Origin of the sequence: Paraglaciecola sp. (genome assembly GCF_039943935.1) — a bacterium.
Lineage (GTDB): Bacteria > Pseudomonadota > Gammaproteobacteria > Enterobacterales > Alteromonadaceae > Paraglaciecola.
Genome location: NZ_JBDUZQ010000003.1, coordinates 1 through 24,966, shown reverse-complemented (window position 1 = coordinate 24,966; position 24,966 = coordinate 1). Strand labels below are relative to the sequence as shown.

Here is a 24,966-nt window from a genome sequence, read left to right as displayed (position 1 = left end):
AAAAGCTAAAGCGTTATTGCAACAGGTTTAATATATCGCTAACTCGTTTCCCCAACCAGTTTTATGGCTAAGTTATGCTGCCCGAAATTTACAAAATGTCACCAATTTAAGTAAATTTAAACCATACCCGCCAAATTATTCCCAAACCCAAATGTAGAAAACCACGACAGAGCTTACTCAAACCATTTTATGCTTGTTGATTGGAGAGTATTTAAGTAGCTTATTATTTTGGGTGTCTATGTAAATTACAGTGTGTATCCTTTAAGTCAACAAGCGTTTGATTCTTTATGGTTGGAACCCTGAAATGGGTGCCTGATGTCTCGTTAGGATTTGATAGACTCTATATGTATTTGCGGCAAACGATGACTTAACAGTCACTATGAGAGATGGGGCATACGGCTTAGCTAAGAGGCTTGGGTTGACTTTTAAATAGTGATTAAAAGGTAACTAATGCTCCCAGAGCCTCATATATGGTAATATACTGAGCACAGAGAGCGTTTATATTGGCTTAGACAGCCAATGCATTATATTAAGTAGAAACTGTTCATTTTGTTCTGCCCCAACTGAGACTAAACCATACTTTTTACCAGTTGAAACAGTAACTTGCGATGAGAACATCATCCCTTCAGCAAATACTGCAACTCGACCTTTTCCTACTTCCAAAACGGCTCCTTGATACCAGCCATCCACTGATATTCTTGGAGTTTTTGCATTTACTAGAAAAGGTATTTCGGGAACAACAGATGTGGCTCCTTTACCTAAAATTAAAAGGGGGTGTGCATTTTCAGGTATTTGGAAAGCAGAACCTCCAAACGTTTTAACTTGAGTGATGCCTTTGGTTATTGAGTGTTGTAAAAGGGACTTGTTATCTTGGCGAAATAAAGCGTCGCGGACATGACCATTGCTAAACTCAAAACCAAACGAAATTTTTTCTATAACTTTTGGAAAAGGTGTATGGTCGGCAACTAGAAAAAGAGATCCACCTTGCGATACCCATTGTTTAAGGGCTTTAATTTCTTCTTGGTCAAATGCATCTCCGAATGGAGGACTCCAGTCTTGTCTATCTCTATCCAGTGCATTTGCTACTACCAATATATCCGCTTGTTTCAAATAAGTTAAAGTGAATTTTTCTTTACTTGATTTTACAGTATAACCATCACTCGATAGAACTTGAGAAAAAGGTTTGAATCTACCATTTTTTGTAAGGAAATTATTATGAGCCTCATCAATAAATACAACAGGACTATTTAATGTAGAAAAGGTACTTTTGGTGTTTTGGGGAGCGAAATCAGGGTCTGGTAGTTGATCACTATCAGTACAAGACAACACCCCAATTAAAAGGAGCGCTGAGAGTATAGCTTTAAAAACTGATTTCATTTTAATGTTCCATATAGAGACTACGATTCCAGATAAAGCATGCAAACAATATGTTAGCCAGACCGTAAATCTACGCCGCTTATTGAATTAGAATTGAAATTACAACAAAACAATCACGTTAAAATTGTTAATTATTTTTGCCTAAACCCTGTGCCCAACTTTTTTAAGTTGGGCCTTTTTTATATGTGGATAATGCTTTGTAAAAGGCTAATTTAGTTTATGAGCTGGAGTGTTTAGGTGATTAACCCGATGCCAATCGCCATCTTGGTAGATTAACTCGTAAAACGGCCAGTAGTTATTGTCCATCCTTAAAGTGGTTATTTTTGGTGTGTTGTCAAAGTCTAAGGTTTTAATAATTACGGTTTCTTGGTGTTGCTTGTGTTTTATTGCCTGTAAAAAGTCATCAACTGTTGTGATAGGAATACCATCAATTTCAACTATAGTGCGCATAGCATACACTCCATAACGAGTAACCGGTGAACCATAATTATAGCTTGCCACATAGACCCCTTGTTCACTTACTTTACCGTGCATTTGAGCAGCCCGGTGGGGGGCGTGTAAATAAGCCCCTGACCAATAAATTACTCGTTTTATATCTTGTCCATGTAAGGGAGTTGTTTCAGTTTGTACTGTTTTTACCAATCCTTCACTGAAATAGGTGATGGTTACATTAGGAAGTTGCGATAGCTTTTCTACTTGCCTAAATTCTGTTACTGGGGTGCCATTGATGGCTAACAATATATCACCACGTTTAAATATGTCTGCACTAGCAGATACTGGAGCGACATTATAAATAGCCAACAACTTTTTGGCTTGCGGGTTGTGAGACATTAAGGTGTTTAACCATTCGTTGCTTAAGCCCATTTGCAGGGCGTCAACTGGTGGTATCTGGGTTAGATTGATATCTAAAGAATATACTGGACGATTGTTTGTTACTAAGTCTATGGTATCTAACACATAGTCGATTGATATACCGGTTACAAATGAACTAGGATTTTTGCCGTTTTCGTCTGGCTCATTAAAGCTTGCCCAGAGGCCTGTTACTTGATTTTTATCATTTACTAGCACCCCTTCTATAAAAGAATTAGCGTTTACAAGGTAGGTACTTTTTATGTTGGTATCAATAAACCTTGGGACATTGTATTGGTTTATCCACAATTCTTCAGTTGAGTCTACTGTGGTAGATCTATACTCAACAATGCCATCATAATTTAACCCTATTTGCAGTACTTTATCTCCAGCCTGCAGGTTTGCTGGACTCATGGTTATTTGCGCTAGATCTATGTTTTTTATTGCGCTAGGTTCAAAAGATACCAGTGCTAGGTTATGCAGGGGGTGTATGTATTCGATCTTACCTTCTATTTCTAATTGGTTCTTAAAGACTAGTTTTACATCACCAAGCATACTTATCACGACACTTCGAGGAACAATTACCCATCCTTTTTTTACATCAACAATCACCCCTGTCCCTGAAGTACTAGAGATCCCTGAGCGCCCTTGAATGGAGTAAGGGCTATTGAATTTCACTATGACTAATGCGTCTTCGATATTGTTTGTGATGGTGGCTGTGGTTTCTGACTTTACCTCTTTGGGAGTTTGTTCTTTAGGGGCTTTGAATGTTTCACAAGGCCAATCACTTTGTTCTGTCGTTTTAGTACATAAGCTATGCTCAAACCATTTTCTATTTATTTCTACCAACCCGTAATTAGTGGTGTTAGGTGTTGAAAAATCAAAGTATCTAAGGCTGATTTTAGAACTATCTTTAATCAGTTTTAATTGCTCATTTAGTTCATTAATGGTTTTAATATGTGCACCGTTAAACTCAGTAATAACACTTCTAGAAGGCACGCCACCTTGTTTAAATAAATAACGTGAGTGCGCTACGTATACGCCAGAGATGGGTTTGTTGAAGTGCCTAGCTTGTTGATAAGACAAATCATGAAAAATCCCATCATCAAACTTAAGGTAGGCTGATGGTGTAATATCTTTAAGATCTGTTACTTGTAAATCGAATGACAAGATTTCACCTCTACGTAGCACAGTCATATTTATGTTTTTATTAGCATGTGAGTCTAAGTAGGTTTCAAGTTTAGAGAAGGTAGCAACTGCTTGGTCTTCCATTGTGAGTAATACATCACCTACAGCGAGTAATTTATATGCGGGGCTATCGGGAACAATAGAGCGCACTACCAGCAAGCCTTTAAGTTCAGGGTTTAGCTTTCTATATTGAGTAGACATCTCATCACTTAGGCCGAGTCGTTGTAGTTCAGCATAGGGTGTTGATACGAATGTGGTTTGCAAACTCCCCCTAGTGATGGTTTGTTTATTTTGCAACTTTTTAAGGGCTAATTTAATTTTATCTAGGGGCACAAAAAATGAGTTGGCAGATTTAGATTGGCTACCGGCGTTTAATGCAATTACTTCGCCTTTTACATTGATAACAGGAGAACCTGACGAGCCTCCTGTGGAAGAGGTAGCGGCTTGAATATAAAAGGTGTTGAAGTCGTTGTAGTTACCTTTGCCATATTTTGGTGCGTCTCTGTCGAGCCTTGAAATGGTGCCATCTAAGATAGATATTTTTTGCCCTGCATCATTTCCAATTATACGAATTTCTTGACCAATCTGAGGGGCAATCTCACTTAACGTAAATTGGTGTGGCGTGATATGTTTTATATCAGATGGAGTATATTGAAAAAAACCAAAGTCATGGACAGGGTCAATATATAAGGGAGTGAGGTCTATTTCTTCGTTATTAATTAAAATTGCTTTAGCCGTTACTGGGCCTGGAGACACTACATGGCGGTTAGTTAAAATAATACCTTGCTCAGCATCTACAACAAACCCCGTTGCGTAACTGCTGCTATTCCATTTGCCATCAAAGCTTACGGGGACATCCATTTGAATGCTGACGACGCCGGTAGACGTCTGTTTTACTGTGTCATTCCAATTATTGGGTTTGGATGAATCACTACAAGCTAAAGTAAATATTAAAAAAGCAAGGGAGCTAAAAACTTTGAACAATGTGGGGGCTATATTTGTTTGCATCCATTAAACCTAACGTCGAGATGATAAAAAGTTTGTTTATGCAGTGATAATAGTGAGTTCGTTAGCTGATTGATATATGCCACAAAGAATAAATATAGGGAGTCAGTTCAATTAAAATTACATTTTGATACTATTCCCCCATGTTTAATGAAATTTGTTACTTATGTCCTTGTTATCACTAAAAAATTGTCACCTAATATTAGGTGAACATTATCATCTTAATATTGAACATTTAGCCATTGAATCCCAGCAGCACACGGTTATTTTAGGGCCAAACGGCAGTGGTAAATCTGCTTTAGCTGCTGGTATTGCAGGCGAAGGTCAATGGGTGTCTGGTGAGCCAGAGCTTGCCACCGATATTGCTTGGGTCTCCGTAGAGCAACAACAAGCCTTGATTGAGGCTGAAAAGCAAAAAGATTGTGCAGATATTCTAGATATCATTGCTGTTGCTACCACAGTGCAAGAGGTGTTGTTTGATGGCTTAAATAGTGCGACGGTAGACCAAACCTTGCTTAATCGAGTGAAAAACATTTTTTCTTTAGAGGCTATGTTAGCCAAGCCATTTAGGGCTTTATCGACTGGTGAAACCCGAAAGCTACTGTTAGCAAAAGCCCTAGTTGTAGAGCCTAAATTACTAATATTAGATGACCCTTGGGATGGTTTAGATGTAAAAACCAGCGAGCAACTCACTCAGTTACTTAAAGAATTATCCGGCAGCACAACTATCTTGATGGTGTTAAATCGAGTCTCAGAAGTGCCTGAGTTTTGTAAACAACTCATACTGATGGATGCAGGTTCGATAGGTTGGCAAGTTGAGGTTAGCGATAATCTAGGCGAGCAGTTACAGCACATCCAACAATTACAGCATATTCAACACGCCGCTTTAGCTTTACCTGGCAAAGATGATGATTGTTTTGCGCCTCATCCGTTGGATGAAAATGCGCCTTTAGTTAGATTAACCAATGCAAAGGTTAGTTACGGTGACAATATTGTATTTAATGGCCTTAATTGGACAGTTAATCCTCAGCAACACTTTCAAGTGACTGGGCCAAACGGCTCGGGTAAAACGTGTTTATTAAATTTGATTACCGGTGATCACCCCCAGTGTTATGTAAATGACATTTTTGTGTTTGGGTTTCAGCGGGGCAGTGGTGAAAGTATCTGGGAGATTAAGCAATACATAGGCTATCTCTCTAACGGCTTTCATTTAGATTACAAAGTGAATTGTTCATTGTTGCATGTGGTGTTGTCTGGGTATTACAACAGTGTGGGCTTGTATCAAAAGCCTTCTACCAATCAACTTAAATTAGCTTATGAATGGTTGCAGGTAGTTGGGTTAGAGTCACATAAAGATAAGCCGTTTTTTGAGTTATCTTTTGGTGACCAAAGAATGGCATTAATAGCCAGAGCTATGGTTAAACATCCGAGTTTATTGATTTTAGATGAGCCTTGTAACGGATTAGATGATATTAATCGTTTAAAAGTGCTGGCCCTAATAGAGCTTTTAGCCCGCGAAGGAAATACCACCTTGTTGTATGTAAATCATCATCAAGAAGATGTGATCCCAAGTATTCAAAACCATATATGTATGTCAGATTTTTAGAGTCGTATTGATGCAAGTAGAACAAGAGTAACTTGATGAAGCTGAAAAACGTTTGGCGCGTCAGTGGGGAGAGAATTAGGTGAGTACTCTTATAAAACACAACTTGAAGAAGCGCGTCTGGGCGAAGTTACCATACAAATTATTGAAAAGTATAAAGCGACAAATTTTGATGAAATCTTATTTTCGGCACAAACAGTCGGGTAGAGCAGTGGTTACTGCTCATCTAAATATAGTTTGTCGTAGAACGTATAAACCCATTCAGGTCTATAGATTATGAGTAAGGTGATAGTCATACCGTTAAACATCGCTTCAGGAAATAACATTAAGGAGGTAAGGATTAAGTAGTTGTCTTTTACTGTATACCAGCTATATATGTCATCTAAGTAGTAATAACCGCTTAGGCTTAACATTTTTAAGCCAATTGATAAGGCTCCAGGTATAAATGCACACAAAAAGATGTAAACAAAAGTGTGCCTAGGTAATTTATAAAAGGTAAGGCTGTATACTCCATACGTCAGCGCAATTGGGCCCAATACTCCCAGTAAAAAATTTACCCCTAACATGTTGATATGTTCTTGGCCTGCAATGGTTACGCCTATTAGAGCTAGGGACGCGCTAAAAATAGCCCACCTAAAACCTAATACTAAGGGCAGGGCAGATAACCATAAAAAATGTACACTTAAACCGTCATAAATACCTGCTCTAAACATCCATAATACAAATAAACTTGCTGCGCTTCCAAACACTAAATGTTGAATTTTTTTATCAGAGATTAAACGCGAGAAAGTTAATCTTTTAGCAACAACGAAACAAACTACAACAGCAAGAACAGCTGCAATGGTTTGTATGTCTGTAAACTGAAAATTATTCATGGTTATTGGGTCTTTAAAATATTTATTTAAACACTGACCATATTGGCGCGTGATCTGAGGGCTTTTCTAGCCCTCTCAATTCATAATCCACGTCTGCTTCTGTAATTGTGCTATGTAATTTAGCGGTGGCTAGAATTAAGTCTATCCGCAGTCCACGATTATCGGGGAAGCCTTTAGAACGATAATCAAACCAGCTATATTTTTCGGCTTCTTCTGGATGTAAATCTCGAAAACCATCAGTAAAGCCCCAGTCAATTAAGGTATTTAACCATTCACGCTCTTCTGGCAAAAAGCTACATTTCTTGGTTTGTAACCAACGTTTACGGTTTGGCTCACCAATACCTATATCTAAATCTGTATGGGAAATATTCACATCTCCCATCACAATCACATTATCGTCTGGGGTGTAATACTCGTTTAGGTAGCTCATTAAGTCTTGGTAATATTTACGTTTTGCTGGGTACTTAGTCTCGTGATTTTGGTTTTCACCCTGGGGGAAATAACCATTTAATACTCGCACGGTTTCGCCATTTTCCATGGGGTAGTCGACCATGATCATACGTTTTTGGGCTTCATCATCATCTGTAGGGAAGCCGTATTGCACTGCAATTGCTGGCTTTTTACATAACATAGCCACACCATAATGTGCTTTTTGACCATGAAAATATACGTGATAACCCATGGCTTCGACATCTGCTATCGGAAATTGCTCGTTGTGCACTTTTATTTCTTGTAAGCCAATAATGTCTGGCTGGTGTTTATTTATAAGTGCTTGTAATTGGTGTAAACGTGCACGAATGCCGTTGATATTAAAAGAGATGACTTTCATTTAAATGGTGTCCACAGAAAAAGTTAAAGGCTCAGCGATGACATGGCTGTAATAAATCCATATTTCAGCAGTTAGTATTTATGAATTAAGCTGGAGCACGTTATTTTGTCCCCCAGATTTTAGCAACAGCACGATTTGACCCTAATGCGCCAATAACTAGCGCGACTAAGCCAACCAAGAAAAACACAATTATGGGTATCACAGCACCTATGGTGACTTCAGAATAAAAAGCAGAAACTGCTGACACGCCAGATAAAAATATAAAAAGTGCCCCAAGTACATTTAAAGCTAATCGATGGGATGGTTTATAATTGGGTGGCTCTTGCCCCACCTCGAAAAACTTCAAAATTGGCCAGAATAATGTTGTGAGCGTTTTTTTCATAAATTTACGTGTTTACTTTGCTGCTTATTATGTATTAAAGGTTAAATTGCACCATTAAAATATCATATTAATCAGGACGGAGCCTAATGCTAAATCTAAGTTAGTTATTAGCAGGTGCTAATAACTCTTAAAGTAGATACACAGAAAAAAAGCCATAAACTGGGGTGTTTTGGCCTTTAGAGTCCGTACAAACGGGGGACAACGTTTGTTAATGGGTTTCAGTTCCCAAACCACTTAATACTTGTACTTGGGTGATGTCGGTATCGCCTTTGATCACCTTGTGGATGGCATCCTGTACAAGGGTTCTCATTCCATCTTGCATTGCTTGTTGCTTAAGCTCAGCGACTGAAGAGCCTTTATAAACTAAACTTCGTAATTCGTTACTCATAGATAAAAGCTCGTGGACGCCAGTTCGGCCTTTATAGCCAGTATTGTCGCACTCTGGACAGCCTTTAGCGTGATAAATCTCTGTATCTTTGTGTAACCCTAATTCATCAATATACTGTTCACCATAATGACGTTTTATAAACGCTAACTCAGTGTCACTTAGCGTGTGTTTTTCTTTGCAGTGTGGACATAGTACTCGCACTAAACGTTGCGCTAGTATCCCTAGACAAGCGTCAGAGAAATTCACAGGGTCCATTCCTAAATCTAATAAACGAGTGATTGTTTCTGGGGCTGAGTTAGTGTGTAACGTTGATAAAACTAAGTGCCCGGTCAATGAGGCTTCAATTCCCGCACTGGCAGTTTCTTTGTCTCGCATTTCACCAATGAGAATTACATCAGGATCGGCACGTAGAAATGATCTCAATGCGCTCGCAAATGTGAAACCAATTTTGTGGTTCACCTGTACCTGCTGTAAGCGGTATTGCTTAATTTCAACTGGATCTTCTGCTGTCCATATCTTTTTATCTGGCGTATTTAGGTGGTTAAGTATGGCATGTAAGGTGGTTGTCTTTCCTGAGCCTGTCGGGCCAACAACCAGTAATATTCCATGTGGAATCGAAACCAAGTTTTTCAACTTTTGAACATTACGTTCAGCTAAATTTATCTTGTCTAAAGGCAATACATCGCCACTAGGTAATAGCCGCATTACTACGCCTTCGCCTGCCACGGTAGGAATAGTAGCGACACGAACATCGACTTTTTTACCAGACACATTAAAGGTTAATTTTCCATCTTGTGGAATACGCTTTTCAGCGATATTTAAGCCCGACATGATCTTAATTCTTGATACCAACGCATTATGATGTGATTCAGGTACTTGGTTTAAGTCCCTAACAATACCGTCTACTCGCATTCTAATAAGGGTAGGGCTACCATCTTCTGGGTCAACATGTATATCTGAGGCGTTTAAACGTTTTGCTTCGTACAATACACTTGAAACTAATCGGACAATGGCGGGTTCATCTTCGTTAACAAATTCTTCTGTTTTATCTACTATTCCTTCTGTAGTGTCGATTTCTCCTAAAATATCATCAAACTCATTACGAGACTCTTCTTCATCAGCCTCACCTAAATAAAGAAGTATTTTACTCGGTAAACTAAAGGCCAATTGGTAATTGTCTGTACCTAAGGCGTTTTCAATTTCCATTAGTAATGAAGTGTTGTTGGGTTCAAACATCAAAATAATGGTTTGTTCTTTATCGTCTTTAACAATAGCTACCATATTGTGTTTTAGGTATTCATTGTTAAGCTTTATATCAGTGTGAGATGCGTGGTATTGGGTTGGTAAATAATCAATATATTGTGCTTGGTAATATAAAGAAAGGGCTTCACCTATTTGCTCCTCTTTGATGTCATGTTCGGTATTTAAAAGGTAAGTGGCATATTTAATATTAGAGCTGTTTGATAGGTTATTAAGTACTTTAGGGTCTAATAATCCCTTATGTCCTAAGTACTCAAAAGGTTGTGATGTGCCACCTAGTTCATATTGGTAGGCCTCTCCGATGATTTTACTAACCTCTGTCGCTAGGGCTAAATCTTCATTATCAAAGCCACCACTTTCTTTATTTAATATTTCCATTACCCCCAACAGGATACCTTGATGCTTTATTGGCACACACAACATATTGGTTGTTTTAAAACGATGTAGTCGATCGTATTTTTTATCAAATTTTAATTTTGAATGAATAGCTTCGATAGACGCTCGGTCGTAGGGGTCATTTAAAAAAATTGATTGCTGCGCCACCGCAACGTACCCAGCTATTGATTGGGTGTTTAAAGGGAGTTTAATTTCTCGGGGATGAAAACCTGTTTTATGCCAACAGACTAAGTCTCTATTACGTGTTCGCCTTTGAAATAGAGATACACGTTGAGAATTAAATGCTGTTAAAATCAGTGGTTCAATATCAGTGAAGGCTGTTTCTAAATTTGGGTATTGATGTACGGTGGCATTAATACTTTCAATTAAGTTAGATCGCAATGACTCGTTTAGCATAGGTATGTCGCTTACTTTTATTTTTCGTTAAATTACGGTTTGTTGCTAAATATTTGCAACATTTACATTTTGGCCTAACTACTCTAGGACTGTATCCATTATCTTAGTTTAGGCTGGCCCATACTCGGTTAGTTGTCATAAGGCTGACCGTGGATTTTCTGAGACTAAATAGGGTTTAGATGAGTTGTCGTAGGTAGTTTCAGCACTATTGTCATTCTTTATATTTTTGTAATCGTAAACCTGTATAGTGTTATGGCCTAGAGTATGTGCTGTTTCTAGTGCAAATAAAGCTTGTGAAATTATTTCGTCAACGTCAATTATATTGTCTGGCTTAAACTCTGCAATACCAACACTTATTGTAATTTTTTCTAGCTCTTCAACCCCTGTTGATACGTGCTTTATGTTAGCATCGTTAATTAGTTGTGCCATCTTACTAGTAAATGCAATCGCTTCTTTCGTCGGTACATTAGGGGCGATAAGGCCGAATTTTTTATTGTCAAAGCAAGTCATATATTCTCCTCCTCTGTGGGTTGCATTACTTAATATTTTGGCTATGCGCTGCATACATTTTAATGTCTTTTCTTGCCCATAATGAGCTCGGTACTCATCAAAAAAATCTACCTCAATAATAGCTAAACTAAGGTTGTTTCCTACTCGTTTGGCTCGTCTAATCTTTTCATCAATCATTAAATCAAAGAATCGTCGGTTGTATATGTTATTTGACAAATCGATGAATGAATTGCTCTCGAGCTTGATAAGTTTTTGTTTATTTTTTTGAATTTCTATATTCAACATCCGAGTTGAAGCTACCGCGCTATTATAGACGCCATTTAAAGTAAAGGTCAGTATTAAGAATATAGATGTAAACAGTGTAATTCCTATCGCTAATTCAATACCGAAAGGTACTGAAAAATAAATTATTACACCGCAAAATGGCAAGACTGTAGGTAGTACTACCCCAATCATCGTCTTTCTAGAATTTAGATTTGTTATGACTAAGCAAGACAATTGCATGGTCAGTATAAGCGCTACTGCTAGTGTTAGTTGTGTGTTGTTCAATAATGCAGTATAGCAATAGCCAACACTGAAAACTGAAGCAAACAACACATTGATTGCCGCGTAAATGTTCTCCCATTTTGGATAGTTACGATTGCTGTCACTTATTTTACTGTTAAACATCGACTTTGCTATAAGACTAAGTACGACTACGACAATAAACCCTGCAGCCCACTTGTACAGGAAGGGAGCATCTATTTCGGTGCGTGTAATATAGATGAGTAAAGCGGCAACCAAAAAATATACCGAAATTAAACTTATATAGGCAGCATACAATGTTATTACCCTTGATTGTGTGGCTTCTTCATTTGCATGTATCATCATATTTATTACCCTGATCCGTATTTTACAGATTTATACAAAGTTAAGGCGTTGGCTTTTCCTGTAAAAAGGATATTGAAAGTAAACGTCATAGTTGTCATTGAGTTAACCATAAGACAAAGTTATCTCTTTTACCGTTTATGTTTTCATACCCTTTTATTGCATTCGATAAGCTAAAACCCATTAATCTTCGATTGTTTTTTTGACTATTTTTAGGCTGTTTAAGGTGGTTATTATGTTGGGTAAAGGCAGAAAATATGCGGTGTATGTAAATTTATTTACTTTAGGGATGATAAACGCCTACATGATTTTTTAACTTTTCTAGAAGACCGGCCCATTTATACATTGGGTATATTTTTTATGACGCTCTATACGTATAACTATATTCTAACGCTCATTCACAAAACTTATAGTTAACATATCCTTATTATCCTGACTCCCGTCAATTTTTTGTGTATAAAAAATATACACGCACAGTTTTGAGGCGCTTAATGGTGCAGAGGATAAGTATTTTCTAATTGCCATTGTTGATGAAAATATAAACAAGCTAAATATTAACGGACGAAGGACAAGAATATAATGGTTTCAGAATTACAACCCGAAATGATAGAAAGTACCACAGATGAAAAAGTACGTATTTATTTAACATCTATTGGTCTCACTGGCGTAGCCAATATTTTTTATAACCCGAGTTTTGATGAATTGTTTATAGCTGAAACTGATGAAGCCTTGAAGGGATTTGAAAAGGGGACGTTAACTAATTCGGGAGCCATTAATGTTGATACCGGTATATACACCGGACGCTCTCCAAAAGATAAATTTATTGTCAAAGATGACACCACCAAAGACACAGTGTGGTGGAGCACCAAAGAAAATGGTAATGATAATAAACCTATTGACATGAAAACCTGGGAGCACCTTAAAGATATTAGTCAAAAACAATTGTCTAACAGTGATTTGTATGTAGTCGACGCCATATGTGGTGCCAATGAAAATACAGCATTGAACGTTAGATTTGTTATGCAAGTCGCGTGGCAAGCACACTTTGTTAAAAACATGTTCATCCGGCCAACAGCAGCGCAGCTAGAAGACTTTGAACCTGATTTTGTAGTAATGAACGCATCAAAAACCTCTGATCCAGATTTTAAAGAATACGGTACAAACTCAGAGACCTTTGTTGCCTTCAACATGACTGAAAAAATGCAGCTTATCGGTGGTACTTGGTACGGCGGTGAAATGAAAAAAGGTATGTTTTCTATGATGAACTACTTTTTACCGCTGCAAGGTATTGCTTCTATGCACTGTTCAGCTAATGTCTCTAAGAATGACGATACGGCTATTTTCTTTGGCCTCTCTGGTACCGGAAAAACCACTTTATCAGCTGATCCTAACAGAGCGTTAATCGGTGATGATGAGCATGGTTGGGACGATGATGGTGTGTTTAACTTCGAAGGTGGCTGTTATGCCAAAACTATTGATTTGGACCCTAACAAAGAGCCAGAAATTTATAACGCTATTACACGAAATGCCCTATTAGAAAACGTAGTGGTTAAAAATGGGGTTCCAGATTATTTTGATGACTCTAGAACCGAAAACACCAGGGTTTCGTATCCTATTGAGCATATTGAAAATCGTGTGAAAGGTGTTAGTAAGGCTGGGCATGCAAAAAAAGTTATCTTTTTAACGGCAGATGCATTTGGTGTGTTTCCTCCAGTATCTAGATTAACCAGCCAACAGGCTAAATATCATTACTTGTCGGGCTTTACAGCAAAACTGGCAGGTACTGAGCTCGGTATTAATCATCCTACTCCAACATTTTCATCATGCTTTGGGCAGGCGTTTTTAAGTGTGCACCCAACCCAATATGCTGAAGTTTTAGAGCAAAGAATGAATAATTCTGGGGCAACGGCCTATCTTGTGAATACCGGTTGGAATGGTACAGGTAAGCGTATTAGCCTAGCTGACACACGAGCGATAATAGACGCCATCTTAAGCGGAGAGGTTGAAAATGCAGAGTGTGAGGTAATGCCTTATTTTGAGTTGGCGTTTCCTACATCACTAACCGGGGTAGACAGCAGTATTCTTGACCCACGTAGTACTTACGAGGATGCAACTCACTGGGATACCAAAGCACAAGAACTAGCTAAATTGTTTATAAATAACTTTACTAAATTTACTGACAATGAAGAAGGTAAAGTATTAACCCAATCAGGCCCACATTTATAATTTTTTTGAGTTATACTTTCTAAGTTGATGCCCAACCGTCAACTGTTAAGCCAATTGAATTTTTATGAATTCAGTTGGCTTTTTTTTGTCCAAAAATTGTTATTGGTGTGACTCTATGATTTATGTGTCGCTGACATCTTTTTAGGCATGTGAGTGCTATGTCGATGTAAGTTCGGTAGTTCTGTCCTTTTTATCTTAAAAATTCATCTAAAAATCATATACTTTGATAGACTAAAGCTCTTAATGGATAGCTTCACGAAAAGTTAGTTTATTTATGTTGTATTTGATTCAGTCAAACAAAATGGAATGCCTTGCTGATAGTTTGATTAGCTGTCTGCAAGAAACCTCTGAGCAAGGATTATCGGTATTTGAAGCTGAGCAGGTACTAGTGCAAAGCCCGGGTATGTCGCAGTGGCTGAAAATTCAAATTGCTGAAACGTTAGGGATTGCCGCCAATATTGATTTTCCGTTGCCGTCTAGTTTTATCTGGCAATTGTATCAAGCACATATTCAAGACTTACCTGATCAATCTGCCTTTACCAAGGCCAATATGACATGGAAGTTAATGGCTATTTTACCCAGCTTATTTGATGACACTAACTTTGATCCAATAAAAGCATACCTTGTCGATGCGCCCCAGTTAAAGTTGTATCAGCTTGCTTCAAAAATTGCCGATGTTTACGATCAATATTTAGTCTACCGACCTGAGTGGATCAACCACTGGGAGGCTGGGTTTAATGATTTACCGGATAATCATGACGCAAGTATTTGTGAGGCTCACCCTTGGCAACCAATTTTATGGCGTGCCTTAGTCAGAAATAGTAAAGAACTAGGTGAATCTCCATTTCATCGCGCTAATCTTCACAATAGTTTATTAGAAAAACTCTCCGCTAGCTCGCAAGGTTCAGCTAAGCCATTGATGGTGTTTGGTATTTCGGCAATGCCATTACAACAGTTAGAGGTACTTAAGGCATTGTCTGATACACGAGATGTGCTGATATTTTGGTTTAACCCCAGTCAACATTATTGGGGAGATATTGTTGATAAGAAAACCCAAGAAAAAGTGCTTTTAAAAACCTTAGACCCCAAAAATAGCTCTAGCGGTGAGCAATTAGGGGCTGAATTTCTAGATGTGGGTAATCCTTTGCTTGCGTCTTGGGGTAAATTGGGGCGCGATTATCAAGATATGTTACTGGGACTTGATTTACAGCAACAAGATTGTTTTATAGAAACTGAACCACAGAGCTTGTTGCAACATATCCAAAGTGACGTAAATAACCTGACCTTTAGAAGCACTAATCAAGCCCTTGATGCTAATGAACTTTTATCAAATGGTGAGCAACACCCAAAAATAGAAATTGAGTCAAACGACAACTCATTGCAAGTCCATGCTTGTCACTCAAAAGTCCGTGAGCTTGAAATACTCCATGATCAATTGCTAAAACGTTTTAATGATAACCCAGATTGGCATCCAGGTGATGTCATAGTCATGATGCCTGATGTAGCCAGCTACGCGCCTTTTATCGAAGGAGTGTTTGGTGCTGTGGATAGTGACTTAACAATTCCTTACGCTATTTCAGACCGTAACCTTGGTCAGGTATCGCCGTTACTAGCCAGCTTTTTACAATTGATGAAGCTACATCAAAGTCGCATTACGTTATCAGAAGTTTTGTCATTGTTAGAAGTTCCGGCTATTCAACGTAGGTTTAGAATCGATTCACAAGAGTTTGAATTGTTACAACACTGGTTAACTGATGCTGGGGTTCGATGGGGCTGGGATGAACAAGATAAAGTTCGTTGGGATCTCCCTCCAGAGTCGCAAAATACCTGGGTGTTTGGCTTACAACGATTGTTAGCGGGCTATGCTATGTATAGCCATAACTTATATCAAGGTAGCCAAGGTAACCTATCTGCTTATGCTGACATTGAAGGCCAACAGGCAGCGGCGCTAGGTAAGTGCTATCAATTCACAGGTTTACTGTTACAAGTATTAGCATTTTGCCAACAGCCACATGCTTTGCAAACCAAAATTGATAAAGCCCTCTATTTTTTAGAAGAAGTATACGAGGCCGATGATATCGAGCAAACAGATTTACAAATTTTAAGAGAAACCCTAGAGAAACTGTCTGCACACAATGAGCAATATCCCCACGATGTGGAGCAAGATATATTTGTAAGTGAGTTGCAACAAAACATTCAAGAAAAAGGCGTTGGGCAACGATTTTTAGCTGGGTATGTTAATTTTTGTACGTTAATGCCAATGCGAAGTATCCCTTTTAAAATGGTATGTTTGTTAGGTATAAATGATACCGACTACCCTAGACAAAGCGTACCCATGGGCTTTGATTTGATGCGTTTAGCACCAGTTAAACGTGGTGATAGATCGCGGCGTTTAGATGACCGCTATTTGTTTCTAGAAGCCTTGTTATCTGCACGAGAGCAATTATATTTTAGCTACCAAGGGTTTAGCCAAAAAGACAATAGTCCTTTAGCGCCATCAATTTTACTCAGTGAGTTATTAGAATACTGTCAACATGGGTTTAGCGTAAAAGGGCAGTTGTCATTAGAGCCAAAAGAAACAGAACAAAACCTATTTGCCCATTTAATTTATCATCATAAGTTGCAGCCCTTTGACAAGGCTTACTTTGCAGGTGGACTGGAACATAAAACAAATGAATCAGCTGCGTCGTTTAGTTTCAATCGCAAGCAACAACTTATTGCAGACCAAATTGATAAACCTGTACACGCAAATACATTTAATGATGAGCCATTAGCTAATATGGCAGAGCAGGCTGCAAGCTCAGCATCAGATGAAGAAGCAGCTAAGCAGCTACTGTTAGAAGATTTAATTCAGTTTTTTAACAACCCAGCTAAAGGGTTTATCATGCATCGCTGGCAGTCTCGCTTCTACTCATTAGGGGATGTGAATAGCGATGAAGAGCCATTTGCTTTTGATGGGTTAGACAAATACATACTCATGGACAGATTAGTGCAAGATAATCTTAAAGCACTCACTCAACCAGAATCAGCAGCGGCTGACCAAAACCTGTTATTAGACCAATTAAGAGCCGAAGGTAAGTTACCTAGTGCGCTTATAGGGAATGTAGCCTTAAGGCCACTGATTAAACAAAGTACTGATTTGGCAAACAAGATTATTGAGGTGAGTCACTCTAGCGCAGACTTACTCGACACAGCTAAGATGTACTCAGTACAAAGTGTTGATATTGACCTTATGCTAGATAAGCATGTATTAACAGGCAGAGTATACACGCTGTATGGCCCCAATTTATTACTGTGGCGCAGTGGTAAGTTAAGAGCAAAAGACCGTATCGAGTTGTATTTACAATGGTTAGCGTTATGTGCTCAAGAGGGCAAGTTTTCGTTAGATAAGGGATACTACATCAGTACAGATAAACCATACATTTTACCTGTAATTGAGCAGCAACAGGCTATTGATACATTAAACCTATGGGCAGAATACTGGCAAAAAGGGCTGACACAAGTATTACACTTTTATCCTGAAGCTGCATGGCAATGGCTTAAAACCCAAGATGTAGCTAAAACTCTTGCTACATTTGAAGGTAACAACTTTTCTAAAGCAGAGGGCGAAGAGGCTCATATTCAAAGGGTGTGCCCTGATTTAAGTCAGTGCATTGATGAGCTCAAAGAAGTGACCGATAAGCTCTTACTGCCACTATTTGAGATTGGGGGCGGTAAATGAGTACTGAAAATAGCCTAATCACTTCTTCTATAATGCAACCATTAGAGCCATTATTATTTCCCCTGTATGGACCCTCGTTAATAGAAGCAAGTGCTGGTACCGGTAAAACCTACACAATTGTAAATTTATACTTAAGGCTATTACTTGGCAGAGGTTGTGCTGCTCTTGGTGTAGAACAAATTTTAGTGGTCACCTTTACCAATGCAGCAACAGGGGAGCTAAAAGAGCGGATCAGGCAGCGCCTCAGAGACGCATACTTGGCTTTTTATGGTAAAACTAGTGATGACCCATTTATCGCGCAGCTTATTGAGCAAAGCGATAACCTTGAATTAGATTGCCAACGTTTGTCTTTAGCCAGTAAGCAAATGGATGAAGCCGCTGTGTATACCATTCATGGCTTTTGTCATAAAGCGCTGACCGAGCATGCATTTGAAAGTGGTGCTATGTATGAACAAAGCTTTATTTTGGATGAAAGCGAATGGCTCCAAATGGCTGCAGAAGATTACTGGCGTAAATACATTACTACTCTTGAGCCTGCTACCTTAGAGATATTACTAAAACAGTGGGCAACGCCACACAGTATGCTGACCAGCATCGCTAGACTATTAAATCAGCATGCTGTTCCTTGCCGAACCTTTAGTATTGAGGGGGCCATAACCAGCGTCCAAGAGTATGCCGCGCAAGTGGCAAATATTAAAAGCTGGTGGATCAGTGAAAACATCAGTGAACAATTAAGCAAAGCCAAGCTAAACGGCCGAAGTAAACTATCTAAGTCTTCATTATTACAAGATATGCAGGAATTTTGCTGTGGCCAAATGTTACAAATTGATTTTGATAAAGATGGCTGGAGCTTGTTTTTCCCTGAGAAAATTCAAAAGGCGACGAAAAAGGGCAGTGCCGACTTATCCCATCTAGATTTTAGCCGTTTTGAAACATTACAAAGTTTACTCGAGCACTGCCAAGACAATATCAATATGGCCTTTAGTCAAGATGCCATGGCTAAGGTATCAGCAAATCTAGCCTCTCATAAACAAAGGCTACATTTGCTATCGCCAGAAGACTTGCTTGTTGGGCTGCAGAGCGCCATACGTCAGCAAGCAACAGATGACGTTACAAGTAAAGCTAATCAGCAGAGTTTGGCTCACACTATTCGCAGTAATTTTCCTGCCGCTTTGATAGACGAATTTCAAGATACCGACCCAATACAATTTGAAGTGTTTCAAGGTATTTATGGTTTAGACAATGAAAATAGCCATACCTGTGAATCAAATAGCCCTTGCTGGATCATGATTGGTGATCCTAAGCAGGCTATTTACGGGTTTCGTGGGGCTGACATATTTACCTACATTAAAGCGAAACAATGGGTTGCAAAAGACAGGCACTTTACCTTAGCCACTAACTGGCGTTCGGCACCTAAATTAGTTGATGCCATTAATCAGGTTTTTAACACTAGCCGAAAAGGCTTTTTGTTTGATCAGAGTATACCGTTTCAAGAGGTGAATGCAGGGCGAGACATTGCAGGGTTAAATGTGCAAGGCAAGCCTGTTGAATGCTTGGATTTTCTTCATTTACGTAGTGAGGAAAACCGACCTATGTCAGCCAATGATGCATTTCAAAAGCTAGCGATTGCAACGGCGAACCAAATATCAGACTGGTTAACCTTAGCTGCCAAAGGCGAAGCTGATCTTAATGGTAAAACCATCACTGCAGCAGATTGCTGCGTGTTAGTACGTAATCGAAATGAAGCTCAAATAATTAAAAATGCGTTAGCGGCCGTAAATGTTGCCAGTGTGTTTTTGTCTCGCACCAGTGTATTTGCCACCCAAATTGCCACGGATTTACTTAGACTTTTAAAGGCACTAAGCCAGCCAATAGATGAGCGGTTGTTAAAAACAGCTTTATTGAGTGAAATGTTTGCGTTTAATGCAAAAGACTTAGATGAGCTATTTAATGATGAATCCCGTTGGCAAGAAATTTTAGAGCTGAGGATATATTGGCATCAGACGTGGGCAAAACACGGCATCATTAAAGCCATTAACCAAGTCTTGCACTACTTTAATGTTGAACAAAGGTTAATCAAATACTTTAGTGATGGACTACGTCGCATAACAGATTTACGTCATCTTAGTGAGCTTTTACAACAGCAAAGTATGCAACTAGTGGGTGAAGCTCAACTTATTCATTGGTACGAAAACTGTTTACTAGAGCCTGATCACCAAAGCGACAGTCAACAAATGCGTTTAGAAAGTGACGCAAACTTGGTGCAGATTATTACGTTTCATTCATCTAAAGGTTTAGAGTTTCCTCTGGTATTTATGCCCTTTGCATGTAGCTATAAAAGCACTAAAGAAGCCCTCTATCATAATGATCAGCAAGTGCTTGAAGTAGACTTTTTAACGCAAGAGCAAAACCTACAAAAGGCGGATTTTGAACGTTTAGCAGAAGATATTCGTTTGTTTTACGTAGCGGTTACCCGTGCCATATATTATTGCAGCGTAGGGGTGTGGAATATAAGTCTGGGCACCAGTAAAAAAGAATCTGGATTTGCACTGTCTGCCCTTGGTAGTTTATTGATGTTTACAAAAAACGACCCAGAAAAGGCAGAGAGTGCGCTTAACATTACCGATGAGGCGATTGCCGCACGTATTGAATATTTGGTGACAAGCGCAGATGTGTCATACCACCCATTTACTCAAGTAGAGTTTGCTCCTGCGACTACAACCAATACGGTAATAGTTAATCAAAGTAACTTACAAACTCTGGCACTATCAAAGCCCGTGAACCGTATATGGCGCTTAACTAGTTATTCTGCCATTAGCAGCCAACAGGTACATTTAGACATGCCCGCTCCTGGGCAAGATGAAGGTACAGACTCGCCCGCTGACAATACAGGGTTTGAAGAAGACGAACTGAACCTTGAGGGTGATTCGCTCGAGCAGGCACTTGAAGCCCAACAAATAGAACAGACTCCTTTTAGTTTTGAGCGTGGTGCCAATGCAGGGTCGTTTTTGCATGGAGTGTTAGAGAACATAGACTTGCAAAAGCCTGAACAGTTAGCAGAGGTTATCACTAAGCAATCAACCTGGTATGGCATTGACGAAACGTGGCACGGCTGTCTAGACATGTGGTTAAGAGATGTTTTGAGTAGTCCGTTTACTATAGAAAACGAAGATGCTGACCTAACTACCGGACTTAGCCTTGATAAGCTTGCGCCCAACCACATAAAGGTAGAAATGGAGTTTCATATGCCATTGCATCAAGTAAAGGTAAGTGACTTTAATAAGATCATTAATCAATACACTCAACATCATACTCGCGATTACCAGTTTGAAGAGCTTAACGGCATGATCAAAGGTTTTATCGATTTAATGTTCGAATTTAATGGCAAGTTCTATGTAGCTGATTATAAGTCTAACCATTTAGGTGACAGTTTTGACGACTATCACCAAGGCGCAATGGAAAAAGCCATGACCGACCATGATTACCATTTACAAGCCATTCTTTATACCTTGGCACTACATCGTTGGTTAGGTTACAAACTCCCCAATTATAATTACAGCACTCACATAGGCGGCGCGTATTATTTGTTTTTGCGAGGCATGAGCCAAAACCAACCAGGTAACGGCGTGTACTTTGCTTTACCTGAACAATCTATGATAGAGCAACTAGATACACTGTTTTCGGGCGAAAATAGTACAAGGGATTCGGAGCACAGTACAACCAAACATGAAACGGTAAACACCACTCAACAAGGGCAACTAGACCTATGGTAACCTTATTATGTTAATGCAGACTCAAACTAACCTTCAATTAACAGCCGCGTTAGATAAACTGCTGAAGGTGTCTAAAATTCGGCCCATAGATTTAGCATTTGCTGATTTTATTTATAGTGAAGAGACCAATTTACCGCAGCCGGCTAGAGAGTGTATTTGCCTGCTCGCAGCATACTTGAGTGCGCAATCTGGAGGCCAACATACTTGCGTTAATACCAGTACATTAGACCAGCCATTTTTGGGTGTGTATGTGTTTCCCGAAGCTAGTGTATTGCAAGGTTATTTGCAACAAGCTCACACCATACAAAGCATAACCACAGAGCAAAGTAGTGATAATTTAAACGCGAAACCCATAGTTATGGAAAGCGGGCAGCTGTATTTGCACCGATATTGGCAATATGAATCGGAGCTTGCGGCTATTATTCGTCACAAAGCTGCGATTAGCCATACCTTAGATATTTCCCAAGCAAAACAGTTATTAAATCGCCTTTTTATAAACACCGCATCCCATAGTCAGCTTGATACCCCACAGACTCTAGATTGGCAAAAAGTCGCGGTGTGCATTGCAGCAAGCCAACGACTAAGTTTTATAACAGGTGGCCCAGGTACAGGGAAAACAACAACCGTGACCCGTTTACTTGCTTTGTTACAAGGCTTGGCATCAAAGGATGTACTCCGTAAAGGCAAGCCTTTAACTATCCAGTTAGTTGCTCCAACCGGAAAAGCCGCTGCTAGATTGACCGAGTCGATTAGTGCCGCCAAGCTAAAATTACCCAGTGATTTACAGCAAAATTTACCAGAGCAATGCCAAACTATTCATAGATTATTGGGGGCAAAACCTCAAAGCCCATACTTTAAAGCCGATGCCAGTAACCCAATACATTTAGATGTGCTCGTACTAGACGAAGCCTCGATGGTTGACTTGCCTTTAATGGCAAAATTATTTGCAGCATTGCCAACTCATGCGCAAGTAGTTTTATTAGGTGACCAAGACCAGCTTGCCTCTGTAGAAACGGGTAGTGTGTTATCTGATATATGTGCTGCGTGCGAGTCACCAAAAGATACCATTGAATCGTTAGGTCTTTATAGTGAAGGTGTACAGCAAACATTAATTGAGCTGATGGATTTACCCAATAGCGTGTTACCTTTAGCTAGCAATCACACCCCGTCTGCTATTCAAAATAACCTAGTAAAATTATTAAAAAGCCACAGATTTAAAAACGATAGTGGCATAGGGCAACTGGCAAAACATATCAACACAGGGCAGGGGGCAAAGTGTTTTTCATTATTAAATGGCACTGAATTCACCGATATTGACTGGTATCACCCAAACCAAAGCAGCCCACCGGCCGTGGCTAACGAAATTCTAAAAACCTTGATTGTTAAACTGTTACCTGTTTACCAAGCTTACATACAAGCACTGCAAGATGGCGACATACGCCAAGGGTTTAATATTTTGCAAACTCAGCAAGTGTTATGTGCTCAAAAAAGCGGCTTTTGGGGAGTGAATCAGCTTAATAACCTCATTGAAAACGAATTGCACAAACAAGGATTAATAGATACCAGCAAAGACTTTTATATTGGCCGCCCTGTGATGCTTTCAAAAAATGACCATCAACTTAAGCTATTTAACGGGGACATAGGTTTAGTTATGGCTGATCCCAATAATCCAAACCTTACCAAGGTATGGTTCATTACGCCAGAAGGCGAGTTAAGAGGGTTGTTGCCAAGTCGTCTACCGAGTGTTGAAACTCTTTACGCGATGACTATTCACAAAAGCCAAGGCTCAGAATTTGACTCAGTCTATTTATGCCTTCCGCCAATTACCCCTAACAATCAAGGGCGCGGTTTAAATCGAGAGTTGATATACACAGGGCTTACCCGAGCTAAAAAAGAATTTATGTTATTCGCAGAGCAAAAAGCCTTAAGTGTGAGCTTAAGACAACAATGTGTACGAGGTAGTGGGCTAGCAGATAGGTTGGGTGAGCCTTAGGATAATAAATCTACGGGGCTAATGGTACCCGCTCTACGATTACCTACTACATGGGTGTAAATCTCTGTTGTTCGCAAATCAGAGTGGCCTAATAACTCTTGTAAAGTACGAATGTCGTTGCCAGCTTGTAGTAACTTAGTTGCAAAAGAATGCCGAAAAGTATGAGCGGTAACCCGCTTTACTACACCACTTTTATGGACCGCACTTCTTAACGCTTTTGAATAAGATGTCTCGTGTATATGATGGCGGCTTATGTATCCATCAACAGGATGGATACAGCGATTAATAGACGGAAATACATATTGCCAACTCGCTTGTTTAGCTGCATTTCCATATTTTCGAATAAGTGATGGTGGTAATGAAGCTAAACCAAAGCCTTCATCCACATCTTTTTTATGTTGCTGTAAACTTATATCAATTTGTCTTTTTTATAGGATCGGTAAGCGAGTCAGGAAGTAATGTATAACGGTCTTTCTTTCCTTTGCCCCTAAAAATAAAGATAGAACGATTGATGAAATCAATATCTTTTACACGTAGGCGTAATGCCTCATGAACTCTTAATCCACATCCATATAGTATTGCTGTTATTAACCAATGTTTACCAGATAGTTGTTGCAACACAGCTTTTACTTCTTCTGAATTAAGCACTGTGGGTAGGTTTTTAGGCGCTTTAGCATAACCGTACTTTAAATTGATGATGTCTTTCTTTATGACGTGCTTATACATAAATATGAGTGCACACAAGGCTTGGTTTTGAGTGGCAGCACTAACCCCACGATTTGTTGCAAGATAATTTAAAAAATGTTCAATCTCTGGATTATTAAGTGTTTCAGGATGTCTCATACTATTAAAACGAATAAAGTATCTAGCCCAATACAAGTAACTTTTTTCAGTTTTCAAACTGTATTGTTTTGTTCTTATTTCTGTTCGAATTGCCTCGATAAAAGCTGACATAATTTACTCATTTGTTATACTGTTTGTTTATACAGTTATAATGCGTATTTTAAAATTTTCCATTTTTCACTGTTATTATTTGTGAAAAAATATAATTGAAAATAGACCAATTAATTTTATCTCATTGTTTTTGTTGAAGTTAATAATCTTAGTGAAAATATAATATTCTGTATTTATCCAGACTCGTGATTTCTACATGGTTCGCTAATAAAAAATTTACCTTTAAAAGCTAATAAGTATATGAAAAGATGAAATAAATTAATTGCCAGAATCATTATTCTGTTTATTCCTAAAGTGGCTTAAACGTGCGGTCTGGCTAATATACTGTTATGTGTTTTTGTAGTTTGGGTGACAGCCTAAATATTAAAGGATTA

General features: G+C 38.9%; 14 protein-coding genes. 5 read left to right on the top strand and 9 right to left on the bottom strand.

The window, feature by feature from the left end:
• Positions 1-498: 498 nt before the first annotated feature.
• Both ABJD71_RS01975 and ABJD71_RS01970 read right to left on the bottom strand, forming a co-directional pair.
• A complete protein-coding gene (locus ABJD71_RS01975; protein WP_348163735.1) occupies positions 499-1,377 on the bottom strand; it encodes a DUF4350 domain-containing protein in 879 nt (292 codons plus the stop codon).
• Positions 1,378-1,584: 207 nt separating this feature from the next.
• The gene (locus tag ABJD71_RS01970; protein ID WP_348163732.1) at positions 1,585-4,422 is read right to left on the bottom strand and encodes a trypsin-like peptidase domain-containing protein; all 2,838 of its coding nucleotides are present in this window, start codon (positions 4,420-4,422) and stop codon (positions 1,585-1,587) included.
• A gap of 163 nt (positions 4,423-4,585) precedes the next feature.
• On the opposite strand from ABJD71_RS01970, the gene modF reads away from it, so the two are divergent.
• Positions 4,586-6,025: a molybdate ABC transporter ATP-binding protein ModF gene (gene modF, locus ABJD71_RS01965; protein ID WP_348163729.1), complete on the top strand. Its 1,440-nt coding sequence runs from the start codon at positions 4,586-4,588 to the stop codon at positions 6,023-6,025.
• A gap of 212 nt (positions 6,026-6,237) precedes the next feature.
• Here the strand turns inward: modF and ABJD71_RS01960 are convergent, their stop codons facing one another.
• The 5 genes from ABJD71_RS01960 to ABJD71_RS01940 form a co-directional block, all read right to left on the bottom strand.
• Positions 6,238-6,897: an energy-coupling factor ABC transporter permease gene (locus tag ABJD71_RS01960; RefSeq protein ID WP_348163726.1), complete on the bottom strand. Its 660-nt coding sequence runs from the start codon at positions 6,895-6,897 to the stop codon at positions 6,238-6,240.
• Positions 6,898-6,919: 22 nt separating this feature from the next.
• Entirely contained in the window at positions 6,920-7,726 is an 807-nt protein-coding gene (gene xthA / locus ABJD71_RS01955; RefSeq protein WP_348163723.1) for an exodeoxyribonuclease III, read from the bottom strand.
• A 100-nt stretch (positions 7,727-7,826) separates the two neighbouring features.
• Positions 7,827-8,108: a hypothetical protein gene (locus tag ABJD71_RS01950; protein WP_348163720.1), complete on the bottom strand. Its 282-nt coding sequence runs from the start codon at positions 8,106-8,108 to the stop codon at positions 7,827-7,829.
• 208 nt (positions 8,109-8,316) lie between these two features.
• Positions 8,317-10,548, bottom strand: coding sequence for an ATPase, T2SS/T4P/T4SS family (locus ABJD71_RS01945; protein ID WP_348163717.1), 2,232 nt, complete (start codon positions 10,546-10,548; stop codon positions 8,317-8,319).
• Positions 10,549-10,683: 135 nt separating this feature from the next.
• A complete protein-coding gene (locus ABJD71_RS01940) occupies positions 10,684-11,928 on the bottom strand; it encodes a GGDEF domain-containing protein (protein WP_348163714.1) in 1,245 nt (414 codons plus the stop codon).
• A gap of 600 nt (positions 11,929-12,528) precedes the next feature.
• Here ABJD71_RS01940 and pckA point away from each other — a divergent pair.
• From pckA to recD, 4 genes are all read left to right on the top strand, one after another.
• Entirely contained in the window at positions 12,529-14,151 is a 1,623-nt protein-coding gene (gene pckA / locus ABJD71_RS01935; RefSeq protein ID WP_348163738.1) for a phosphoenolpyruvate carboxykinase (ATP), read from the top strand.
• A gap of 274 nt (positions 14,152-14,425) precedes the next feature.
• On the top strand, positions 14,426-17,872 hold the full coding sequence (gene recC / locus ABJD71_RS01930; protein ID WP_348163711.1) for an exodeoxyribonuclease V subunit gamma: 3,447 nt from the start codon (positions 14,426-14,428) through the stop codon (positions 17,870-17,872).
• Complete coding sequence (gene recB / locus ABJD71_RS01925) at positions 17,869-21,645, top strand: exodeoxyribonuclease V subunit beta (protein WP_348163708.1); 3,777 nt, start codon at positions 17,869-17,871, stop codon at positions 21,643-21,645. The genes recC and recB overlap by 4 nt, the downstream gene beginning before the upstream one ends.
• Before the next feature lie 7 nt (positions 21,646-21,652).
• On the top strand, positions 21,653-23,638 hold the full coding sequence (gene recD, locus ABJD71_RS01920; RefSeq protein ID WP_348163705.1) for an exodeoxyribonuclease V subunit alpha: 1,986 nt from the start codon (positions 21,653-21,655) through the stop codon (positions 23,636-23,638).
• Here recD and ABJD71_RS01915 read toward each other — a convergent pair.
• Positions 23,635-24,024: a tyrosine-type recombinase/integrase gene (locus ABJD71_RS01915; RefSeq protein ID WP_348163702.1), complete on the bottom strand. Its 390-nt coding sequence runs from the start codon at positions 24,022-24,024 to the stop codon at positions 23,635-23,637. The genes recD and ABJD71_RS01915 overlap by 4 nt on opposite strands.
• Positions 24,025-24,052: 28 nt before the next feature.
• A complete protein-coding gene (locus ABJD71_RS01910; protein ID WP_348163699.1) occupies positions 24,053-24,592 on the bottom strand; it encodes a phage integrase N-terminal SAM-like domain-containing protein in 540 nt (179 codons plus the stop codon).
• Positions 24,593-24,966: the final 374 nt, after the last annotated feature.

What these genes read in the sequence shown, in the direction of transcription:
- ABJD71_RS01975 (WP_348163735.1), bottom strand. Translation starts at nt 1,377, where the DNA reads ATGAAATCAGTTTTTAAAGCTATACTCTCAGCGCTCCTTTTAATTGGG.
- ABJD71_RS01970 (WP_348163732.1), bottom strand. Translation starts at nt 4,422, where the DNA reads ATGCAAACAAATATAGCCCCCACATTGTTCAAAGTTTTTAGCTCCCTT.
- modF (WP_348163729.1), top strand. Translation starts at nt 4,586, where the DNA reads ATGTCCTTGTTATCACTAAAAAATTGTCACCTAATATTAGGTGAACAT.
- ABJD71_RS01960 (WP_348163726.1), bottom strand. Translation starts at nt 6,897, where the DNA reads ATGAATAATTTTCAGTTTACAGACATACAAACCATTGCAGCTGTTCTT.
- xthA (WP_348163723.1), bottom strand. Translation starts at nt 7,726, where the DNA reads ATGAAAGTCATCTCTTTTAATATCAACGGCATTCGTGCACGTTTACAC.
- ABJD71_RS01950 (WP_348163720.1), bottom strand. Translation starts at nt 8,108, where the DNA reads ATGAAAAAAACGCTCACAACATTATTCTGGCCAATTTTGAAGTTTTTC.
- ABJD71_RS01945 (WP_348163717.1), bottom strand. Translation starts at nt 10,548, where the DNA reads ATGCTAAACGAGTCATTGCGATCTAACTTAATTGAAAGTATTAATGCC.
- ABJD71_RS01940 (WP_348163714.1), bottom strand. Translation starts at nt 11,928, where the DNA reads ATGATGATACATGCAAATGAAGAAGCCACACAATCAAGGGTAATAACA.
- pckA (WP_348163738.1), top strand. Translation starts at nt 12,529, where the DNA reads ATGATAGAAAGTACCACAGATGAAAAAGTACGTATTTATTTAACATCT.
- recC (WP_348163711.1), top strand. Translation starts at nt 14,426, where the DNA reads ATGTTGTATTTGATTCAGTCAAACAAAATGGAATGCCTTGCTGATAGT.
- recB (WP_348163708.1), top strand. Translation starts at nt 17,869, where the DNA reads ATGAGTACTGAAAATAGCCTAATCACTTCTTCTATAATGCAACCATTA.
- recD (WP_348163705.1), top strand. Translation starts at nt 21,653, where the DNA reads ATGTTAATGCAGACTCAAACTAACCTTCAATTAACAGCCGCGTTAGAT.
- ABJD71_RS01910 (WP_348163699.1), bottom strand. Translation starts at nt 24,592, where the DNA reads ATGTCAGCTTTTATCGAGGCAATTCGAACAGAAATAAGAACAAAACAA.